This window comes from Exiguobacterium antarcticum DSM 14480 (genome assembly GCF_000685865.1).
GTDB lineage: Bacteria > Bacillota > Bacilli > Exiguobacteriales > Exiguobacteriaceae > Exiguobacterium_A > Exiguobacterium_A antarcticum.
In genome coordinates, this window is sequence record NZ_JMKS01000004.1 from 67027 (window position 1) to 85315 (window position 18289).

Sequence of the window (18289 nt, forward strand, 5' to 3'; positions counted from 1 at the left end):
GGTGGATTATCCCTTATTACAAAGGGATTTTCTGCTTTTTTTAGTGAGCTGTAAAAAAGAGGTGAATTGTTAAAAAAGGAAGGTGATGAGAGAATTTTGTCATGTCCTTGTCAGAATGCCGACTTAAGCTGAAGGTATCGAGAAACCAAAATCAAAGAAGACCGGTTGTCTAGTCGTTGTTCGAAAGGACGTGCGCAGATGGGAATCAAAGAGCAAGTTTATCTGTCTTCACCTGTGTTCCTGCAAAATCTTTTAACGACAGTGTACGGCTATCAGCTTCAGCGGGAACGGTATGGATCCGCCTATCAAAAACGATTTCAAGAGTTGCTGGCAAAAGAAGCACATCCGCTTGATGTCGAAGCGGATCAACTAAAACGGCTCAACGCCTTTTTATTATTTTGTCGCCAACACAGCCCGTATTACAAAACATTATTCGCCGAATTAGAACTGCAACTTCCTTTGCAGCACGTGAGTGACCTCAAACAAATCCCGCCACTTGAAAAAGAAACGTTACGGCAACAGATTGAATCCATCCGAACGGATCTCGAAGCCCCGATCATCGGAAAAACAGGAGGGACGACAGGGAAATCGATTCAAGTCCGGTATACAAAAGAAGATATGCAAATCCGGATGGCCCATCTCGACTATTTCAAGGCGACCCATGGTGTCCGAAAAGGGATGCGGCGGATTAGTTTCACGGCACAATCCCTTGTTTCGGAACACCAAAAAAACCCGGTGTACTGGCGGAAGAACCGTGCACTCAACCAATTATTGTTCACTGTCAAGAAAATCAGTCCCACCACGATGACGGACTATTTACGGGCGATTGATCAGTTTGACCCGGAATCGATTGATGGATTACCTTCTGCGATGATCGAGCTGGCTTATCATGCAAAACGGGAAGGAATCGAGCTTCAGTGTCGACCTCACGCCATCTTTCCGACGGCCGAGATGATGACGTCAACAGAACGTCACTTGATCGAAGAAGTGTTTCATGGACCGGTTTTTGATCAATATGCCTCATCGGAAGGGGCACCAATCGTCGCCGAATGCCGTTGTGGACAAAAACACCTGCACCATGAGATGGGCATCATTGAACTGGAGGCAGACGGAGAGGTGCTCGTGACAAGCTTTGATACCCACGGTACACCGTTGATCCGCTACCGGGTCGGAGATCGGATGACCAGCAGTGGGAAGATGTGTCCATGCGGTCATCCCGGTCCCGTGATTGATTCAATTGACGGTCGAAAACGAGGCTATCTCATTAAACCAGACGGTCAGAAAGTATTCGAAAGCCAGCTGTCGAGTCTCGTTAAAGTGTTGCCGAACAGTGTTGAACGGGTCCAATATATTCAAAACAGTGAACGGGATATCACGTTTTTGTACATTCCGGATTGGACACGCTTTTCGTCGGAACACGAGCAACAACTTTACCGTTTTTTGAAAACCTTACTGGGCGCGGACATGCAGGTGTCGCTTCGGGCAGTTCAAGAAATTCCGCGTGAAGTCAGCGGCAAAACGTTACTCGTCAAACAAATGATGGCCTAAAAGGCGGATCTTTTCGAAGATCGGTCTTTTTTTGTCGGTTCCTTGATCCAGCTCAATGGAAATAGATGACAATCTCTTGTAAAATGGGAATCATTAGTGGAATAGGAGGAGAGACATGAAACCAGGCCCTAGCATTTTGATTCTCGGGACGATGCACTTAGATCGTCCGGACAACGGTGATCTGTTGCATCCGGCGCCGATTGCAGTGTCGGATGCAGACCGTCAACAGCAAATCCAGACACTGATCGACGTGCTGTTGACGTTTCGACCAACGAAAGTGGCGCTCGAGACGACAGCGGACCGACAAGCACAACTCGATCAGGACTATGCCGCCTATCAAGAAGGAGCTTTTGAACTAACGGCCGATGAGCAACATCAAATCGGATTCCGGTTGGCCTGTCAAGCGAAGTTGCCTCAGGTAAACGGCGTCGATTGGAATCAGTCAATCGAGGGAGTGCCAAACCTCAGTCAACTCGAACAGGAAGAACCGGTTGGATTTCATCAGATCATCTCGCGGGAAACCGTGCGAATGAAACAACTGGATCAAGACATCATGCGGCTCGATTTTTTGACCTTCTTTCAGAAAATCAATCAACCAGACACGACACGGGGTATGCATCAGACCTATTTGGAACTCGCGCGTCTCGGGGAGACGGGCATGCAGTGGGTTGCCCGGTATTGGTATTTCCGGAATCTGACGATCTTTAAGAACATCCTCGCACTCGTGGAATCATCGGACGAACGGATTGTCGTGATTTATGGGTTGGCCCACGTCCATTTACTGCAACAACTGTTAACAGACAGCGGTCTGGTCGAAGTGACGACACTCGACGACCTGACACGATAAGGAGAGAAGTCAATGTTATTTCATTACCATCTGTGGACGCCGTTCGTCGAAGAGACGGAACAGTTTTATCAAAAGCTTGGTTTTCGCGTGACGCAACGAATTGGAAAACAGGACGGAACGTTCACGTCGTTTGACCCGCCACTTGACTGGGACGATTTCCGTCATGAAAAGATTCTGTTTCGGATCATTGAGATGAAACGGGGAGCAATCAACATTACGTTTGGGTACGGAAAAAAAGTCGCCTTCGACCACATCGGCTTTTGGATGACAAAAGCCGAGCGGCTGGCGACACTTCAACGGGCGGAAACGTTGGGGTGGATGGTCCAGGCGAACGAACGTCGGACGTTTATTCAGACGCCTTACGGCTTTCGGATCGAATTGCAGACGCATCTGGATGCGATCGAATCACGATCGGGGGATCAACTTCTGCAACTCGAGATTGCGACACCCAAATCAGGTCTTGCAGCGATGTTACACCAGTTACTCGAGCGACCGGTTCCGGAAATCACGACGTCAGCAGCGGAGCGCGCACGTTTGACGCAGGTGACATTTTCCGGTAATCATGCAGATGCAGCACACCAGCAAGATCCAAATGGCGTTGAAGTCGTGACAGTGAGTGGCGTACAACGTTAATCACCGGCTGGATAGGTGACAGAGACTTTTAATGGACGTTTCTGTGTCTGCAGTTGCTCGAAGCAGCGGACTAGGTCGTCCGAACTGACGGTTTGCTCAAATAGTTCTTCGAGCTCGGGAACGTATGGCGTCGTCTCTAAAAACCACTTGGGGTGGGTGGAATAATCCCAACCGTCACTCGAGCCGACAAGCCGTAGTTCCTTTTCGTAAAAGGCGGACGTCAACGACAACGTCTCATAGTTTCCATCTGACAAAATACAGAGTTGTCCATGTGGAACCAGTGTTTCCTGTAACAGGGCAAAAGCGTCCAGGCGACAGAACGAGCTGCCGTGACTTGTAATCTGAGTTGCTGCATCAAAAACCCTCTCTTCTGACAGAAGTAATGGACTTTCATGTAGTATAAGTCACGCTCCCTTTCGATAATAAAAATATGACAATTTTGTAAGGTGAAAACTTTTCTGTAATCGTCTGGCTCATCACCATAACACGTGGTTGCTATTTTAACGACCAATCTCAAGGCGCAATCTCAAAAAGAATCGTTCGAGGTTTCGGTAGCCATAACCACGACGTTTAATGAGCTTAATCTTATTGTTCGTCCCTTCCATTTTCCCATTCGATAGTGTCGATACAATGGTGTGACGCATCGCTTCTTCACGGCCACGAATCGCTTTCGCGATTTTCGCAAGAGGTCCGCACGGATGGAACTGATAACGTTCCAGCCAGTCTTTCAGTCTTCGGCATGCCTGCCCGTCGCACGTTGCTTTCAACACATATCGGATATGTTGGAGTCCTTGATAAAGATCCCGGGTAAACGAGTCTTCTAGAATACAAGAATGGGCGGCCTCTCGGTCTTCAAGAGCCAATGCTTCCGGACGACAAGCGAGAGCACGATCGATCACACGAACATGATGATGGCGTCTTGCCTCGTTCAAAAAACGACGCCGGCGGCGAAGAGCATCGGTAAAGAACTGGATGAGATGAAAACGGTCCAGCACATGCGCTGCATTCGGGAAGACACGAGTAGTTGCCTTCGCCATCGCAGGTGCAAAATCACTGACGACAGAACGAACATCTCCCAGTACACCTTGAAGCGCAGCCGTAATCGCCGATACGTCCCGGCCCGGGACGATAGACAGAAGACGTCCAGTCTTGGCATCAAGAACGATCGTCGCATAGTGGTGTCCTTTTCTCGTGGCGAACTCATCGACGAGGATGTGTGTCGCATGTCCCACTGGATCCACTGAAGCGTACTGATAAAACCATCGTTCCACAGTCGTATACGGAAGTTCATATTCATGCGCAACATCTGAAATTGTCCGGCCATGGCACCGTTCTGTGATGCCTTTTCGGAACACTTCGGTAGAAGTACGGACGAGTCCGAGACCGTAGTCATATACGAACGTCAAATCACAAGAGAGGCATCTTTGACGTGGGACATCCAGTTCGATCCACAAGGCACCGACTCCCCACGCATGACCGTGTCGAAAACGACGACGTTTTTTCGAATGCAGGATGGTCTTTTTTTCGCATAGCGGACAAGGGATTTCATGTGTATCAGGAATGACAGGAAATACGTGCGGTTCTTCATCGGACGACATCTGGATTTGAAAAAGGGCTGGAAGCGGAAGAATTAATTTGATAAACTGTTGAGACAAGGCGAAAACTCCAATCGTGGTTTGTCTAGACAACAATTACGATACCGGGGTTTTCGCTTTTTTTCTATGTTCGATTTAAAATCCGATGGATTTTATGTGTCAACCACACCTTATGGTGATGAGCCAATCGTCTGCTTTTTTTACAGGATATGCTATCCTAAAAAAAGACTTAACAAGAAGAGGACGTGGCAGACATCGAACGCATCGAAATGTCGATTCATCGCGGATTAGTGGAATTAAAAAATTTAGACAAACGGATTCAAAAAGCACAGACCAAACCGTTCATCGGTGTCCATACGGGAAGCCAAGCGCCGGCAGGTTATCCATCGGTCTTGACGTTTGCCGAAGAAGCCAAAGCCAATCTCCAATCGATCCGGGACTTGATGGAACGACGGAACCGGATCAAGTCGGCCATCACGGCGTCGAACGCTGTAACGGTTGTCCGGATTGCCGGGCGCGAGATGACCGTCGCCGAAGCCATCGACCGACGGGATACCGGTCTGGTCTATGACCGTCAATTGTTGCAGACATTACAGACGCAACTCGGGCAGGTCGAGCAGACGATCGAAGAAGAACGTCAAGATATCGCGCGTCGGGCTGACAGCCATATCGAGGCGACGTATGGTTCACGCGAGAAGGGCAATGCCGAGGAAATCGAAAAGTCACGGCGTTTGTTCCTTGAACGCTTGGAACCAAACTTGATTGATCCGTCGCAGTTACGTCAAGTGATCGCTGAGCTCGACGAGACGATTGACACGTTTGAGGCGGAAGTCGATTTCACGCTGTCGGAAAGTAATACGGTCACGAAAATCTTCGCCTGATGAAAATTCCCTGTTTGTCCGATGAACCTGCGACCAAACACGCTTGTTTTGTGCGATAACAAAACGTCGGTGCGATGCACCTCACAACGGTTCTGAAAGGAACCTGAAGTGAAAGTTCAACGCTGACAGTTCAACGGATAACGAACAATGGTCAACGATCAGATGATCAAAGCTGACGCTTCAACGAGGAAAGACGGATGAAATCCACGGTCCAACGGAACGAGAGAGGATTTGTTTGTTGCCTCTGGGAGCACCGCGTGGCTGGGCAGACAGGGATATACATAAGGAACCGAACTAACCGGAGAGGATGAGACGGATGCTGAATATATATTTGACTTTGATGGCAATACCCAACCTTGCCCTCGCAGCACTCATCATGGGCGTCGTCTTGACCTTCAAATACGGGCGCCTGTTCGTTCGTCAAGACATCCCGGCATCAAGTAAACAAATCGCAGCTATGTTGTATGGTATGTGTCTGTTCGGTTTGAGCGGCATCGTCCTGTTGTTTTCATGATGACGAGACCTTTTTTGAACGGAGCGATCCGTATCAAAAAAGGTCTTTTTGTTTCAAAGGCGAACGGGTATAGAACGACAAGCCGGATGATTTTTAAAACAAGGAGGAAATGAAGATGGATGAATTATTAAAACGCCGGATTGGGGCGGGGATCGTTGATTTACTCGTACAAGGGATGATTTCCGGAGTGCTCGAGCAGACAGTACTGAAACGTGTCAAAAACAAGGCAGTTCATTCACTGATTACGGAACCGACCGTCAATTTCCTGATCGAGACGACACAACTCGCGACAGGAAGCCGTCAAACCATCGGGCAACGGCTGTTTCAGATTCAAGTCGTCAGCAAGAACGGACAACCGCTCGCTGTCAAACAGATTGCGAAACGGATTGCTTATCGGGAAACGATTGCCCCGATTAAAACATGGAAAAACCGTAAAATCTATCTGCAGGACGGATCGGTGTTACCGGAGGATGAATTTGCCGGTACGCATGTTGTGCGGAAGAGAAAATGAGGTTTTCTCCTCGCCTTTACACGTCAGGCAGAAGCAGTACCGGTTTTTCTTAATCGGAAAAAGAAGAGGGGGCGGATGTGATCAAGACACTTAGTATTCAGCCGATTAACGCCAGCAATCGACAAGCGGTTCTGGCATTGGAAGTTGCTCCGACTCAACGTGATTTTATCGAGACTAATCAACAGTCCCTACAAGAAGCCAGGCAAGATCTCGTACACGAGTGGTCATGTCTGGCCTTATGTGAAGCGGATCGTCCAATCGGATTTCTGATGATTGGAGCGGCGAACGAGCAGGAACGGTATATTTGGTTAGATCGTTTTATGGTGGATTGGCGCTTTCAAGAAAAAGGATACGGCAAGCTTTTCCTGAAACAAGCAATTCAGTACATTACCAAAATGTATGATGTGGATGAGATTGTTCTCAGTGTTCATCCAAAGAACAGGTCCGCGTGTTTGTTTTATGAAAAAAATGGCTTTCAGAACACACAAAAAATCGATGAAGCCAACGGGGAAATCATCTTTGTCTATCCGTTGCCGGGAGCGAACTACCCGTGCTTCCTGGATCAAAAGACGTTCTCATGAATCCGTCAACAGACGGAACGAGAACCCGTAAACTAAATAAATATACTCCTGCAACTTGCTAACTGGTGAACGCTGAAAGGTGGACCGATTGATGGGACTACTCATGAATCGGTCCACTTTTTTATTGGGGGTTGATCGTTTATCCACTCCAATAATTTTTTCGCCGGACGTGACAGGACGGCTTCCTTTTTCCAAATCAAAAACGTGTTTGAGGTGACGTTCGGCAGGAGTGGCACAAAAATCAGTTTACTGCCTGTTGTATTGATGATGTGATCCAGGCATAAAGCGTGACCAAGTCCTTCTTTGACCAAAAGTGACGCATTAAACAGTAAGTTATAAGTTCCGACGATGCGGCTTGCATTGAAATCGAGTCCCGTTTTTTCAGCAAACTGCTTCTGGTCTTTGGTTTGTTCCGAGATGATCAACGGTGCATTCCGTAAATCCGATGCATCGACCGTCGTTTGTTGGCCCAGCGGATGGTCTCTTCGTGTCAAGATACCCCATCGGTCGGCTGTTGCAAGCTGCAAATGATGATATTCCTTGACGTCAAACGGTTCAATTACGAGACCGAAATCGAGAATGCCTTTGTCGAGTTTATCGAGGATATCTTGACCGTTGCCGCTGTGGATCCGGATGGTAACCTCAGGGTGCTGCTGATGCATCTCATGAAATGCCCGGATAACGCTCAACATGCTGGTCGTCTCGCCGCCGCCGATGTAGAGATCACCGTGCAACGTTTCTTCCGTCGTCAGATTGGTGACGATTTTATCCGCCAGAGTAACCATTTCGCGCGCCCGTTCGGCTAAATAATAACCGCTCTCCGTCAAAACGATGCCGCTGGGTGTCCGGTCAAATAAAACACCGTTTAGCTCGTCTTCCAACCGTTGCAGTTGGCGGGACAATGCCGGTTGAGAGATCCGGAGAATGCGTGCAGCCCGGGTAATGTTTTTTTCTTCGACGACCGCTAAAAAATACCGTAACTGTTGTAGTTCCATGAGAATCCTCCTATGCGTTTTAGTTATGTCTGGTGATGTAATATTAGCATTAGACATGGCTTATGGATACTTGTAGTGTTGTACACAAGCAAGACATACAAGGAGGAACATCAATGAGTACACCACTAAATAAAGTCATCGTCATTATGGGGGCATCAAGCGGGATTGGCGAAGCGACAGCCCGTTTATTAGCAGCACGAGGAGCGACACTGATGTTGGCAGCCCGTCGTCTCGACCGATTACAGGACATTCGGGACGCGTATCCGCAAGCGGATATTCGGATTAAGCAGGCTGACGTCACGCAGTTTGATCAGGTCGAAGCTGTGATTCAGGAAGCGAATTCGGCATTTGGACGGATTGATGTTCTCTTTAACAATGCCGGCATCATGCCGACCGCACCGCTTGCCGCTGGTCATCGGGAGGACTGGAAACAGATGCTTGATATCAATGTCATGGGGGTATTAAACGGGATCGCCGCGGCGTTACCGATTATGGAACACCAACAAGCCGGTCATATCATTGCAACTGACTCAGTCGCCGGTCATGTCGTCTATCCGGAATCGGCCGTCTATTGTGGAACGAAGTTCGCCGTCCGGGCCATTATGGAAGGTCTGCGGCAAGAACAACGGGAAAACCAGATTAAATCAACCATCATTTCACCAGGCGCCGTGCAGACGGAACTCTACACGACGATCAAGGATCAAACTGTCGGCGAATCCCTTCGTCAAGCGCAACAGGAATGGGGACTGACGAGCGAAGATGTGGCACAAGCCGTTTTGTATGCAATCGACACACCGGACCGGGTTTCGATCAGCAACTTAATCATTCGTCCGACGCAACAACACGTGTGACGCCGATGGAATCATCATCACTTCTTCAACAGATTCAAAATCGACTGATTGAGGCAGACGATCCCCTGTTCGAGCAGATTCATGCCGTCCAACGCGACGGAGAACGATTGCTCTACCGATTAAATCAGCAACTGTTGTCACCAACGGCGTTTCGTGACACGTTAGCCGAGTTGATCGGTCAGCCGGTCGACGAAAGTGTTGTCGTCTTACCCCCGTTTTATACGGACTTCGGGCAACACATTTCGCTCGGAAAAGACATCTTCATCAACCGTGGGGTGATGTTGACGGATCTCGGTTCAATTCAAATTGATGATCATGTGTTGATTGGTCCGTTTGCCAAGTTGCTGACCGTCAACCATCCGGTCAGTCCGGCAAAGCGGCGTGGTTTGCTCGTTGCCCCGATTCGCCTGAAACAAAATGCCTGGATTGGAGCGGGGGCAACGATTCTACCGGGGGTGACGATCGGCGAACACGCGATTGTCGCAGCAAATGCGACCGTGACGAAAGATGTCCCGGACAAGGCGATCGTCGCCGGTACCCCGGCTCGAATCATCCGTTACGTTGATGAGACGGAGGGATGAGATGAACCGTCGCATGACTGTCATAATTATGATCCTCTTACTTGTACTGTCGGGATGCGGTACGTCGGCGCCTGTGTCGACCGAATCAGACAAAACGGTCAAGGAGAGGGAAACCATGAACATCGAAATCAATGGTCAGATCGCTTCAGTACAACTGGAAGACAACGCGACTACTGCAGCCTTGATGGCGGACGCTCCGTTTACGATTAAAATGGATGACTTGCATCGGAATGAAAAGTACCATTATTTCGACAAGGTGTTCCCGACGGATGCCCAATCGGTTCAGACGATTGAAGCCGGAGATGTGCTGCTGTATCAAAACAATTGTTTAGTGATTTTTTATGAAGCGGTCGAACCGGCGGCTGAATATACACGAATCGGAAAAATCACCGATTTTGAGGACATCCAATCCCTGTTTGCCCCCGAAAGTGTCCAGATTCGTTTTCCGAATGAATGAGCGACGTAAAAAAGACTTACAGCTGGTCACTGACCGGTTGTAAGTCTTTTTAAATTGATGTTTTTGTGGTCATTTCAGGGACAGAGGTGAAAAGGAACTATCCAAGTTCCATAACCGGTCTCCAAGTTGTTTAAGCAACTCGTTGGCCCGGCGCTCGATCGTCTCGGGAAGTGTCGCCTGGCTGAAGTAGCTCAGATTCAGACTTTCTCCGTCCAGCATCCTAAGCGTCCCCGTGACGTCTTTTGCATGATAAAGATGAATGACGCTGTATGTTTCATCCCCGTTCGGATACTGGAAGTAAAAGCGGGGACCGGAAAAGACACCGATCAGTTCCAGTTGAGTCGTCTGTAGACCAGTCTCCTCCTGCAGTTCGCGGATGGCGACTTCTTCGAGTGTTTCGCCAAGCTCCATCGATCCGCCGGGCAGTCCCCAGTCGTGTGTATCGGACCGGTGTTGGAATAAGACTTCCCGTTGATCGTTCGTCACGAGGACCGTCGCACCGACGCTGATGATCGGACGACTGCCGATTGTCTTGCGTAATTCTGAGATATACCCCATGTAGAGACCTCCTTCAAGATCTGTAAGATCGGCTTTGATGTAACCAGTGTTTGCACAGGACGGAACAGCAACCTTGTTCGTGATCACGTCTCAATCATTCGGCTGGATTGAGGTGGATCGCATATGTTGACAGTACATCGGTAAATTGCTGAACACTCATGTCAGGCTGCAATCGCAGTGAAGGGCGGACAGATTCGTCGGAATCACTTCAATCAACAGAATCTGTTCGAACAAAAGTTCTTGCGCGGATAACCATTCGGAAACGCTCGGTCGCTCCTCCATTACCGGATAAATCCACCCTCTGCATGAATGATCTGTCCTGTGATCCAGGCGGCGTCTTCACTGACGAGAAAGGCAATGGTCCGCGCAGCATCACTCGGCGTACCGATCCGTCCGAACGGAAACTGCGGTTGCAGCTGCGTCCGGACGTCATCCGTCATCCATGTCGAATCGGTTGGTCCGGGATTGAGCGCGTTGACGGTAATCCCAAGCGGCGCGACGGCGAGCGAAAACGAGGTCGTAAACGCTGAAATCGCCCCTTTCGTTGTGGCATAAGCGAGTTCATCCGGCATCGGACCGAGATCCTGTCCGGACGTCATGTTGACGATGCGACCATTCTGCAAACCGGCTTGCTCGAACTGACGGGCAAACAGGACCGATAACAGCAACGTGCTCCGGATGTTGACGGCGTAGTGGGCATCGAGTGCTGCAATGTCCAAGGAAGCCAAATTGGTCTGCGTCGAATGAGCGGCATTGTTGATCAGGACGGACGGCGTACCTACCGTTGAGAGTGTATGGGCGAAAACACGTTCTGCAGCATCGGGTGCCGACAGGTCGATTTCGAACACTTCATGTTGGGTACCGTTTGCCGTCAGCTCTGCTTGAAAGGCCTTGATCCAGGAAGGATCGGCTTTCCAGTATGTAAAACAAATCGTCATCCCTTGAGCCGCGAGCTTCCGGCAAATTGCCGTGCCGATATCATCGGGATGGCTCGCACCGGTAATGAGTGCGATCCGGGGTGAGTATGACATGATAACGCCTCCAATATAAGTCCGTCTATGTATGTCATTGTACCATGATGAAAAGAATGACGTCCAGAGAAAAGAGGGATTTTTTTACAAAATACACATAGAATCCATCTGTTTCCAAATGTTATGATGGAAAAAGAGGTGGTTCAACGTGATGAAACGGAAATACGCGGCGCGCTCGTCATGGAAGCGGATGATCGAACGAAACTACCGGTAGCTGTACCTTGAGATGGAATCGTTTACCGGGTATGTAACACGGCTTGATATGATTCAGGTGACGCACCCGTTGCATGTTCGGTATTCAGAACAGACGATTCAGCTGGTTGGCGACGGCTATTCCTGGCTCCGACAGTTTCCGATCGGAAAACAGCATGTCGTCACGACGATGTTTGATGAAAAGGGAAAGATCGTTCAATCGTACATCGATATTTGTCTTCAACATGGACGGGATACGACCGGGGTTTTCTGGGACAATTTATTTTTGGATCTGGTTCTGTTGCCATCCGGCGAGTGTCTGATCCTTGATGCGGATGAGCTGGACAACGGGTGCGATCAATCGGACGCAGTATGATGCAGCATGGAAAGAAGTCGAGGTGTTGCAACATCAAATCCGGATGAAGAATGTTCTGCTCCATCCGCTTGCTCGTGTGCATCATGACGTACTAGGCGATGTGTGATCAAAACAAACATATCCCATTGATTAGAAATAGAATCAATGGGATGGTAGAAATTTGAAATAACCGCAGTCTCGTGAGATGCCGCTAAACAATTTTGTTGTGATTATTATAAAGGACAAACAGAACGATACTGATGACTGCTAAGGCGACCACGATGAGCACCATCATGATGTTTCATCTCCTTTTTCTTTCTGAAACACGACATATCTCGTTAGTTGTCTTTACCCGTAAATCAGAAAAACGAGTAGGCGGTCCGCAGAAAGTTTGTAACACATTGAGACAATTGACGGGAAGTCGTATCTTAAAAATCACGGAGGAAATCATCATGAAACAGGTTTACATACTTGATACGGATGGAACGTTATTTCAGACAAACCGGATTCTCGGTCATGCCCTGGAAGATGCGTTCTGTTTTTTACGCGCCCCTGGTCGCTGGACGGCGTCTACAGCATTGAAGACGTCGCTTCGTCGCAAAAAAGTGATTTGGTCACCTGCATCCTGTCCGAGCACCAGCTAACGGAAGCGGTCGTCGTCGGAGACTAGATATCCGACTTTACGGCGGCGAAGGTTAATCAGTTGCCTGCCGTCGGCTATCGGTTCGATTTTTCAAACGAAGCGGAACTGTCACAGGCCGATGTCATCATTGAGGATTTACGGGAGCTTGTTCAGATTGGTTTGAGAGCGATAACAAAATGATAGAACGCATTCTAAAACCGGTCTCCCCTTCAACAGCTGAAGGGGACACCGGTTTTTGCTTATCCGATTATTTTTTTTGAAACAGGGCGGTCCACAGTCCGGAGAATCCGAAGGCGACCTCCGTCGGAGCGGCCTCCTGCATCAAGCGGATTTCAAGCACATCGAACATGTCGAAAATCGACCGGAGTTTGTCTTCCGTGAAGCCGAGACCGCCGTACTGTCCACCTTCGACGAAACAGGTCAGGGCAAAACAGCCGCCCGGCAGAAAGGCATCCGAGACGATACGGATGTAGTCGTTTCGATGGTGGGGCGCGATATGGTGGAAACAACCGGAATCATAGACAAAATCATACGTCCCGTGTTCGAACGGAAGCTCAAACAGGTTTCCTTGCTGGAAGCGGACATCGAGTTTCCGTTCTCGCGCCCATTCGTTTGCGCAGTCAACCGATGTTTGCGCGAGATCAATCGTGTCGACCTGACTGCCATGTTTCGTTTCCATTACCGGGAATGATGAACCTCCCGCAAAGATGACAGGATATGGTATCCTGAGACAAACAGCAAGCCAATCAAAAGCAGAAAGCAGGCGATTTTTGATGAGTAATCCACTGAGTCAACTCGCATGGACCTTCGTCTCCGAGTGTGACATCCCGCAGGACGTGCAAGGGTTATTGATTCCGGACGAACGGGCGTTGTCCGCCTACAAGACGATCCGTGACGTCGCCATCTTCACGACACACCGGCTGATCATCCGGGACGCCCAAGGGTTGACCGGGAAAAAGGTCGAAGTTTATTCGATTCCTTACAAGTCGATTAACATGTACTCAACGGAAAACGCCGGCGGGATGTTTGACATCAACTCGGAAGTCCAACTTTTTACCCGGGCCGGAATGATCAAGATCAATCTCAACAAAAAAGTCGATGTCCGAAAAATTGACCTGTTGATTGCCAACGCGATTTTGTAAAAGGAGTTGAGAAAAAATGAGACGATTAATGAAACGTTTATCGAAGAAAAAAAGACTATTTCTGATCGTGACACTCATCGCCACGATCTGTCGACCAAAACGAGTCCGTTGATTTTATTTCAATTCCCGTAATTAATTTGTTTAAAAAACACCAAACTAAACCTTACCAATCATTCCAGAACGATTCATCCTCTACCACTCATAACAGGTACAAATCAACTATCTGCTCGTCCGAACAATCAAAAACGGACCCCGTAAGGATCCGTCCCATTCCAGATAAAGAAATGACCGACAGCCCACCGACTGTCGGTCATTGTTGTTTACCCCGTCTTGCGCATCGATTCGAACAAACGTCCTTTATAAACGTCGGCGATTGTGTTCAAAAACGATTCAGAAAAACGTTTCGGGAAATACGCCTTCGCATAAAAATAGTGGTAAGCGCGCTTTAAATCATCCCATTGCGCACACGGATCGGTCTGACGGAATCGAGCGACATCGATGATCCGTGTCCCGGTTGGCGTCAACAGGATGTTCCGAAGATGGATGTCCGATGGATTCAAACCGACGGAACGTGCTTCAGCTAAAGCCCGATCGACCGTTTGGATGACATCGTCCGTGATGAGTGTCCCGCTGATCAGACACTCGAACAACGTTTGTCCTTCGATGTATTCGATGACGAGGTAGTCAGTCCCATATTCATACTGTTCCGCATACGTCGCAAAGGGACTTAATTGTTCATAAATTGACCCCTCGATTGCCGCAAGATGGCGGTGCGATGGGAAAAACTTCTTGATCACCCGATCCGTTTCGCGGACCCGGAACACAAACGCACTTCGACCTGTTCCGATCCAGTCCAGTTCGTCTGGGTGAGCGGTGACGGTATAGCCCTCCTCGATCTCTGTCAGGTGGATGGCAAAAGCCAATTCGGAATCTGTTTTCACAAATGCCACTTCCTTTCTCTTCTTTAATTATACGCTGTTTTCCGGCAGAAGGTTTCAGAAAACTGTTCGTGTGTGAAAGTTTTGAACATTTTGTGATATGCTGAAAATGTACAGCCACTACCGAGCCAAGGGGGAATTTTAATGAATACATTACAACAATGGCGTGACCATTTTGAATCGCTTCGTGCCTATGAGGAAGCAGTTGCGTTACTCTACTGGGACATGCGGACCTACATGCCGGAACAGTCAGCCGAAAATCGGTCGAAATCGATCGGTTTTTTGTCAACGGAAAGTTTCCGTCGCCGGACAGGAACGGTCTATCAATCGTTGTTAGAAGCGATGGGGCAAGAGACATTGACCGGTCTGGAAGCAGTTTCGTACGAAAAAGCGAAACAAGCGTATGACCGGGATTCAAAGATTCCGGAAGCGGAGTATCAGACGTTCATTACGCTGATTTCAGAAGCTGAAAGTGTCTGGGAAAAGGCGAAAGATGCCGACGATTGGGAATTGTTTGCGCCGTACTTAGAAAAAATCGTTGCCATGGAACGGAAATTCGTCGAGTACTGGGGATATGCACAACATCCGTATGATGCCTTGTTACATGATTATGAGCCGGGCATGACGGTCGCGGAACTCGATCCGTTATTCGCAGAATTACGGCAAGCAATCATCACACTGTTGAAACAGCTGGATGGGAAAACGTTCCCGACACTCGACTGGTCAGCGGACCGGGACACGCAGATTCAGTTGAATCATGAATGGTTAAACGATATCGGGTACGATTTCACGGCCGGACGACTCGATGAGACGGTCCATCCGTTCCAGACGACGATCAACCGGAAGGATGCGCGGGTCACGACGAAGTATGATGAAGCCGACTACCGCAATTCTGTGTTCGGAACGATGCATGAAGCGGGACACGCGACGTACGAACAAGGTATCGCACCGGAACTCGATACGCTTGGACTTGGAGAAGGGGCCTCGATGGGCATCCACGAGTCACAATCGTTGTTCTTTGAGAACTTCATCGGTCGTAATCAAGGGTTCCTCGCGGCCCGTTATGCCGGGTTGCAACAGGCGATTTCATCGTTGAAAGACGTGCCGTTCGAGACATTTTATGCTGCTGTTAATGAAGTCAAACCGTCCCTCATCCGGATCGAAGCGGATGAGCTGACGTATGCGCTCCATATCATCATCCGGTATGAACTCGAAAAACGATTGATTACAGGTGAGCTGGAAGTCAAGAATTTGCCGGCAGAATGGAACCGTCTCTATAAGGAATACTTGGGAGTCGACGTCCCGTCAAACGCAAAAGGGGTCTTACAGGACGTCCACTGGTCCGGCGGTTCGTTCGGATACTTCCCGAGTTACGCGCTTGGTCTCGTCTATAGCGCCCAGTTGAACGAAGCCTTGCGTCGTGATGTCGCAAACGTCGATCAACTGATTGCCGACGGAACGCTGGCACCGATCAAGGAATGGCTCAATCTAAACATTCATCAATATGGAAAAGCGAAAACACCAGCAGAGCTGATTCAAGCGGCAACCGGTCAAGCGATTTCGGTCCAACCGTTGATCCACTATTTGACGGCGAAATATACACGGGTCGTCGAGGCGTTATGATGCGTTGGTTTGCCCATCGCGGAGCGAGCGATCAGTTTCCGGAAAACACGCTCGAAGCGATCGAGGCGGCGATTCCCGATGTTGACGGAATTGAGTTTGATGTCCATTTCTCACGCGACGGTGTTGGTGTCATCATTCATGACGAGACCGTCAATCGGACGACGGACGGTACGGGGCGGGTCGTTGATCTGACGGTAGCCGAACTGAAACAGTTGAACGCCGGTGCCCGTTTCAAAGGTAGCGATGGACCGGTGAAAACAACGATTCCGACGCTCGATGAAGTGTTGGCGTTGCTCGCTCCGACGAATGTGAAACTGAATATTGAACTGAAGACGGATACGATCCGCTATCCGGGAATCGAAGCCTATACGTTAGGGCGTTGTCACGCACATGGGATTGAGAAAAATCGATTGATTTTCAGTTCCTTTAACCATTATTCCATCGATACGGTCCGAAAACTCGATCCGGGTGTCGAGACGGCCATCCTTTATCCGTATCCGCTTTATCATCCGGAACAGCAGGCGAAACAACTGGGAGCAAAAGCGATTCACCCGGATTACCGACGGGTGACGAAGGGCGATGTCAGACTGGCCCATGCGGCGGGGATTGAGGTCCGTGTCTACACACCAAAATCGGTCGAAGACGTGCGGCGGATGATCATGCTGGGCGTTGACGCCGTCATCGTCAATGATCCAAAAGGTTTCAAGGCAAGCTTGTCCATCCACTAAGGAGGAAGCGTCATGCGCAAGGAGCAGTTGTTTATCATTTTAGCGTCAGTAGCAGCGCTCGTCATCGGTCTGCAGATTGGTTTTGCCAGTCTACCTGCCCCGAAACCAAAACGGATCGAGGAATCGGTGACGAAACCGGATGATTTTCAGGGAGGACTTCGCGACGCGAAAACCGAATTAAAGATGGTACAACGTTTTGCTTTAACGAGTACGATCGAACACGATCGTTTGCGTCGGACGTGGATCTACACGAGTCAAACACCGAGCCGGATTGCCGTTGACTGGTATTATGTCGCAAGTTATCCGGAAAAACAGGTCCAGATGACACGGAACGACGTCTCACGGATTTTGACGTATGATCGGTATTTAGTAGTCATTCGTCCGATTTACGGTGTTATTGAAGACAGTGAGCTGGAACAGTTTTCTTTACGTTTTTCAAGCTATTTCATGACCATGCAACAACAAAAGGAGGATGACGATGTCAGGTAAAATCATTCTATTGATTGGTGGATCAGGCAGCGGAAAGTCTTCCTTGATTAAACGGTTACGCCATGAATATGAACGTGTCCGCTTTATTCCATCTGTGACGACTCGACCGAAACGGCCAACGGAACACGATGGTGAGAGTTATCATTTCGTTGACGTCAAAACCTTTCAACAATTGATCCAAGAGAACGGCTTCATCGAATATGCCCATGTCCACCGCGCCTGGTACGGGACTCCGCGGCAAGCATACGAGGAGATTCTCGCAACAGACGGAATCGTCATCAAGGACATCGACCCGAAAGGCGCAGCGGCGTTCAAAACGTTGTTCGCGGATCAGGTGATTACGATTTTTGTATCCGTTCCGCCGGATTTAATGAAAGAACGATTGTTGATGCGGGGCGATACACCGGAGTTCGAAGCGCGACTCGTCGATTATGCCGATGCCTGGAAAGACCGGGATCATTATGACTATATGATTGAAAACATCGACTTTGAACAAGCATATGTGGATTTACTCGGAATCATTTCCGCCTATATCCCGGGACAACCGTCCGAATCGTAACAGCAGGGAATTCGTTCCTTGCTGTTTTTTCATCCAT

General features: G+C 49.0%; 26 protein-coding genes. 18 read left to right on the plus strand and 8 right to left on the minus strand.

The features are described from left to right. The first annotated feature begins 198 nt into the window (after positions 1-198). From P404_RS0110915 to P404_RS0110925, 3 genes are all read left to right on the plus strand, one after another. A complete protein-coding gene (locus P404_RS0110915; protein WP_026830775.1) occupies positions 199-1548 on the plus strand; it encodes a phenylacetate--CoA ligase family protein in 1350 nt (449 codons plus the stop codon). 115 nt (positions 1549-1663) lie between these two features. Next, positions 1664-2395 (plus strand): DUF5694 domain-containing protein, encoded by a 732-nt coding sequence (locus P404_RS0110920; RefSeq protein ID WP_026830776.1) that lies wholly within the window; start codon positions 1664-1666, stop codon positions 2393-2395. 12 nt (positions 2396-2407) lie between these two features. Beyond that, a complete protein-coding gene (locus P404_RS0110925) occupies positions 2408-3028 on the plus strand; it encodes a VOC family protein (RefSeq protein ID WP_026830777.1) in 621 nt (206 codons plus the stop codon). On the opposite strand, the gene P404_RS0110930 is transcribed toward P404_RS0110925, so the two are convergent. Next, positions 3025-3282, minus strand: a complete 258-nt coding sequence (locus P404_RS0110930) for a hypothetical protein (RefSeq protein WP_026830778.1) — start codon at positions 3280-3282, stop codon at positions 3025-3027. The genes P404_RS0110925 and P404_RS0110930 overlap by 4 nt on opposite strands. A 246-nt stretch (positions 3283-3528) precedes the next feature. Further along, entirely contained in the window at positions 3529-4683 is a 1155-nt protein-coding gene (locus tag P404_RS0110935) for an ISL3 family transposase (protein WP_034774429.1), read from the minus strand. Positions 4684-4868: 185 nt separating this feature from the next. On the opposite strand from P404_RS0110935, the gene P404_RS0110940 reads away from it, so the two are divergent. From P404_RS0110940 to P404_RS0110955, 4 genes are all read left to right on the plus strand, one after another. Continuing rightward, positions 4869-5504: a hypothetical protein gene (locus tag P404_RS0110940; protein ID WP_236624380.1), complete on the plus strand. Its 636-nt coding sequence runs from the start codon at positions 4869-4871 to the stop codon at positions 5502-5504. Positions 5505-5844: 340 nt separating this feature from the next. Further along, positions 5845-6018 carry a hypothetical protein gene (locus tag P404_RS0110945; RefSeq protein ID WP_236624381.1) on the plus strand — a complete coding sequence of 58 codons (174 nt, stop codon included), beginning with the start codon at positions 5845-5847 and terminating at the stop codon, positions 6016-6018. A gap of 115 nt (positions 6019-6133) precedes the next feature. Continuing rightward, positions 6134-6529, plus strand: a complete 396-nt coding sequence (locus tag P404_RS0110950) for an RDD family protein (RefSeq protein WP_026830782.1) — start codon at positions 6134-6136, stop codon at positions 6527-6529. Positions 6530-6606: 77 nt separating this feature from the next. Further along, a complete protein-coding gene (locus tag P404_RS0110955) occupies positions 6607-7110 on the plus strand; it encodes a GNAT family N-acetyltransferase (RefSeq protein ID WP_026830783.1) in 504 nt (167 codons plus the stop codon). Between the two features lie 101 nt (positions 7111-7211). Here P404_RS0110955 and P404_RS0110960 read toward each other — a convergent pair whose 3' ends face one another. Next, positions 7212-8105, minus strand: coding sequence for a LysR family transcriptional regulator (locus P404_RS0110960; protein WP_026830784.1), 894 nt, complete (start codon positions 8103-8105; stop codon positions 7212-7214). A gap of 113 nt (positions 8106-8218) precedes the next feature. On the opposite strand from P404_RS0110960, the gene P404_RS0110965 reads away from it, so the two are divergent. The 3 genes from P404_RS0110965 (at position 8219) to P404_RS0110975 (ending at position 9994) form a co-directional block, all read left to right on the plus strand. Next, positions 8219-8956, plus strand: a complete 738-nt coding sequence (locus tag P404_RS0110965) for an SDR family oxidoreductase (RefSeq protein WP_026830785.1) — start codon at positions 8219-8221, stop codon at positions 8954-8956. Between the two features lie 5 nt (positions 8957-8961). Then, complete coding sequence (locus tag P404_RS0110970) at positions 8962-9537, plus strand: DapH/DapD/GlmU-related protein (protein WP_026830786.1); 576 nt, start codon at positions 8962-8964, stop codon at positions 9535-9537. Between the two features lie 115 nt (positions 9538-9652). Then, positions 9653-9994 (plus strand): cyclophilin-like fold protein, encoded by a 342-nt coding sequence (locus P404_RS0110975; RefSeq protein WP_236624382.1) that lies wholly within the window; start codon positions 9653-9655, stop codon positions 9992-9994. Between the two features lie 69 nt (positions 9995-10063). On the opposite strand, the gene P404_RS0110980 is transcribed toward P404_RS0110975, so the two are convergent. From P404_RS0110980 to P404_RS0110990, 3 genes are all read right to left on the minus strand, one after another. Continuing rightward, positions 10064-10552, minus strand: a complete 489-nt coding sequence (locus P404_RS0110980) for an NUDIX hydrolase (protein ID WP_026830788.1) — start codon at positions 10550-10552, stop codon at positions 10064-10066. 156 nt (positions 10553-10708) lie between these two features. Beyond that, complete coding sequence (locus P404_RS18990) at positions 10709-10834, minus strand: hypothetical protein (protein WP_256439788.1); 126 nt, start codon at positions 10832-10834, stop codon at positions 10709-10711. Further along, positions 10834-11583 (minus strand): SDR family oxidoreductase, encoded by a 750-nt coding sequence (locus tag P404_RS0110990; RefSeq protein ID WP_026830789.1) that lies wholly within the window; start codon positions 11581-11583, stop codon positions 10834-10836. The genes P404_RS18990 and P404_RS0110990 overlap by 1 nt, the downstream gene beginning before the upstream one ends. A gap of 226 nt (positions 11584-11809) precedes the next feature. Between P404_RS0110990 and P404_RS17550 the strand changes: the two genes are divergently transcribed. From P404_RS17550 to P404_RS18810, 3 genes are all read left to right on the plus strand, one after another. After that, the gene (locus P404_RS17550) at positions 11810-12151 is read left to right on the plus strand and encodes a ribonuclease FAU-1 family protein (protein ID WP_236624383.1); all 342 of its coding nucleotides are present in this window, start codon (positions 11810-11812) and stop codon (positions 12149-12151) included. Beyond that, on the plus strand, positions 12111-12257 hold the full coding sequence (locus tag P404_RS18805; protein ID WP_236624384.1) for a hypothetical protein: 147 nt from the start codon (positions 12111-12113) through the stop codon (positions 12255-12257). Before P404_RS17550 ends, P404_RS18805 begins: the two co-directional genes overlap by 41 nt. Positions 12258-12582: 325 nt before the next feature. Next, positions 12583-12774 (plus strand): hypothetical protein, encoded by a 192-nt coding sequence (locus tag P404_RS18810; RefSeq protein WP_236624385.1) that lies wholly within the window; start codon positions 12583-12585, stop codon positions 12772-12774. A gap of 246 nt (positions 12775-13020) precedes the next feature. Here the strand turns inward: P404_RS18810 and P404_RS17565 are convergent, their stop codons facing one another. Further along, on the minus strand, positions 13021-13548 hold the full coding sequence (locus tag P404_RS17565; protein WP_081809591.1) for a methyltransferase domain-containing protein: 528 nt from the start codon (positions 13546-13548) through the stop codon (positions 13021-13023). Between P404_RS17565 and P404_RS0111020 the strand changes: the two genes are divergently transcribed. Next, the gene (locus P404_RS0111020; protein WP_026830790.1) at positions 13547-13915 is read left to right on the plus strand and encodes a PH domain-containing protein; all 369 of its coding nucleotides are present in this window, start codon (positions 13547-13549) and stop codon (positions 13913-13915) included. The genes P404_RS17565 and P404_RS0111020 overlap by 2 nt on opposite strands. 320 nt (positions 13916-14235) lie before the next feature. On the opposite strand, the gene P404_RS0111030 is transcribed toward P404_RS0111020, so the two are convergent. Next, complete coding sequence (locus P404_RS0111030) at positions 14236-14856, minus strand: serine/threonine protein kinase (protein WP_026830791.1); 621 nt, start codon at positions 14854-14856, stop codon at positions 14236-14238. Between the two features lie 141 nt (positions 14857-14997). Here P404_RS0111030 and P404_RS0111035 point away from each other — a divergent pair, with 141 nt between their 5' ends. The 4 genes from P404_RS0111035 to P404_RS0111050 are packed head-to-tail and all read left to right on the plus strand — an operon-like array spanning position 14998 to position 18252. Continuing rightward, complete coding sequence (locus tag P404_RS0111035) at positions 14998-16476, plus strand: carboxypeptidase M32 (RefSeq protein WP_014970485.1); 1479 nt, start codon at positions 14998-15000, stop codon at positions 16474-16476. Further along, a complete protein-coding gene (locus P404_RS0111040) occupies positions 16476-17204 on the plus strand; it encodes a glycerophosphodiester phosphodiesterase (protein ID WP_236624387.1) in 729 nt (242 codons plus the stop codon). Before P404_RS0111035 ends, P404_RS0111040 begins: the two co-directional genes overlap by 1 nt. A gap of 12 nt (positions 17205-17216) precedes the next feature. Beyond that, positions 17217-17693 carry a hypothetical protein gene (locus P404_RS0111045; RefSeq protein WP_026830792.1) on the plus strand — a complete coding sequence of 159 codons (477 nt, stop codon included), beginning with the start codon at positions 17217-17219 and terminating at the stop codon, positions 17691-17693. Beyond that, complete coding sequence (locus tag P404_RS0111050) at positions 17683-18252, plus strand: guanylate kinase (protein ID WP_014970482.1); 570 nt, start codon at positions 17683-17685, stop codon at positions 18250-18252. Before P404_RS0111045 ends, P404_RS0111050 begins: the two co-directional genes overlap by 11 nt. Positions 18253-18289: the final 37 nt, after the last annotated feature.

What these genes read in the sequence shown, in the direction of transcription:
- P404_RS0110915 (WP_026830775.1), top strand. Translation starts at nt 199, where the DNA reads ATGGGAATCAAAGAGCAAGTTTATCTGTCTTCACCTGTGTTCCTGCAA.
- P404_RS0110920 (WP_026830776.1), top strand. Translation starts at nt 1,664, where the DNA reads ATGAAACCAGGCCCTAGCATTTTGATTCTCGGGACGATGCACTTAGAT.
- P404_RS0110925 (WP_026830777.1), top strand. Translation starts at nt 2,408, where the DNA reads ATGTTATTTCATTACCATCTGTGGACGCCGTTCGTCGAAGAGACGGAA.
- P404_RS0110945 (WP_236624381.1), top strand. Translation starts at nt 5,845, where the DNA reads ATGGCAATACCCAACCTTGCCCTCGCAGCACTCATCATGGGCGTCGTC.
- P404_RS0110950 (WP_026830782.1), top strand. Translation starts at nt 6,134, where the DNA reads ATGGATGAATTATTAAAACGCCGGATTGGGGCGGGGATCGTTGATTTA.
- P404_RS0110960 (WP_026830784.1), bottom strand. Translation starts at nt 8,105, where the DNA reads ATGGAACTACAACAGTTACGGTATTTTTTAGCGGTCGTCGAAGAAAAA.
- P404_RS0110965 (WP_026830785.1), top strand. Translation starts at nt 8,219, where the DNA reads ATGAGTACACCACTAAATAAAGTCATCGTCATTATGGGGGCATCAAGC.
- P404_RS0110970 (WP_026830786.1), top strand. Translation starts at nt 8,962, where the DNA reads ATGGAATCATCATCACTTCTTCAACAGATTCAAAATCGACTGATTGAG.
- P404_RS0110975 (WP_236624382.1), top strand. Translation starts at nt 9,653, where the DNA reads ATGAACATCGAAATCAATGGTCAGATCGCTTCAGTACAACTGGAAGAC.
- P404_RS0110980 (WP_026830788.1), bottom strand. Translation starts at nt 10,552, where the DNA reads ATGGGGTATATCTCAGAATTACGCAAGACAATCGGCAGTCGTCCGATC.
- P404_RS18990 (WP_256439788.1), bottom strand. Translation starts at nt 10,834, where the DNA reads ATGGAGGAGCGACCGAGCGTTTCCGAATGGTTATCCGCGCAAGAACTT.
- P404_RS0110990 (WP_026830789.1), bottom strand. Translation starts at nt 11,583, where the DNA reads ATGTCATACTCACCCCGGATCGCACTCATTACCGGTGCGAGCCATCCC.
- P404_RS17550 (WP_236624383.1), top strand. Translation starts at nt 11,810, where the DNA reads ATGGAATCGTTTACCGGGTATGTAACACGGCTTGATATGATTCAGGTG.
- P404_RS18805 (WP_236624384.1), top strand. Translation starts at nt 12,111, where the DNA reads ATGAGCTGGACAACGGGTGCGATCAATCGGACGCAGTATGATGCAGCA.
- P404_RS18810 (WP_236624385.1), top strand. Translation starts at nt 12,583, where the DNA reads ATGAAACAGGTTTACATACTTGATACGGATGGAACGTTATTTCAGACA.
- P404_RS0111020 (WP_026830790.1), top strand. Translation starts at nt 13,547, where the DNA reads ATGAGTAATCCACTGAGTCAACTCGCATGGACCTTCGTCTCCGAGTGT.
- P404_RS0111035 (WP_014970485.1), top strand. Translation starts at nt 14,998, where the DNA reads ATGAATACATTACAACAATGGCGTGACCATTTTGAATCGCTTCGTGCC.
- P404_RS0111040 (WP_236624387.1), top strand. Translation starts at nt 16,476, where the DNA reads ATGCGTTGGTTTGCCCATCGCGGAGCGAGCGATCAGTTTCCGGAAAAC.
- P404_RS0111045 (WP_026830792.1), top strand. Translation starts at nt 17,217, where the DNA reads ATGCGCAAGGAGCAGTTGTTTATCATTTTAGCGTCAGTAGCAGCGCTC.
- P404_RS0111050 (WP_014970482.1), top strand. Translation starts at nt 17,683, where the DNA reads ATGTCAGGTAAAATCATTCTATTGATTGGTGGATCAGGCAGCGGAAAG.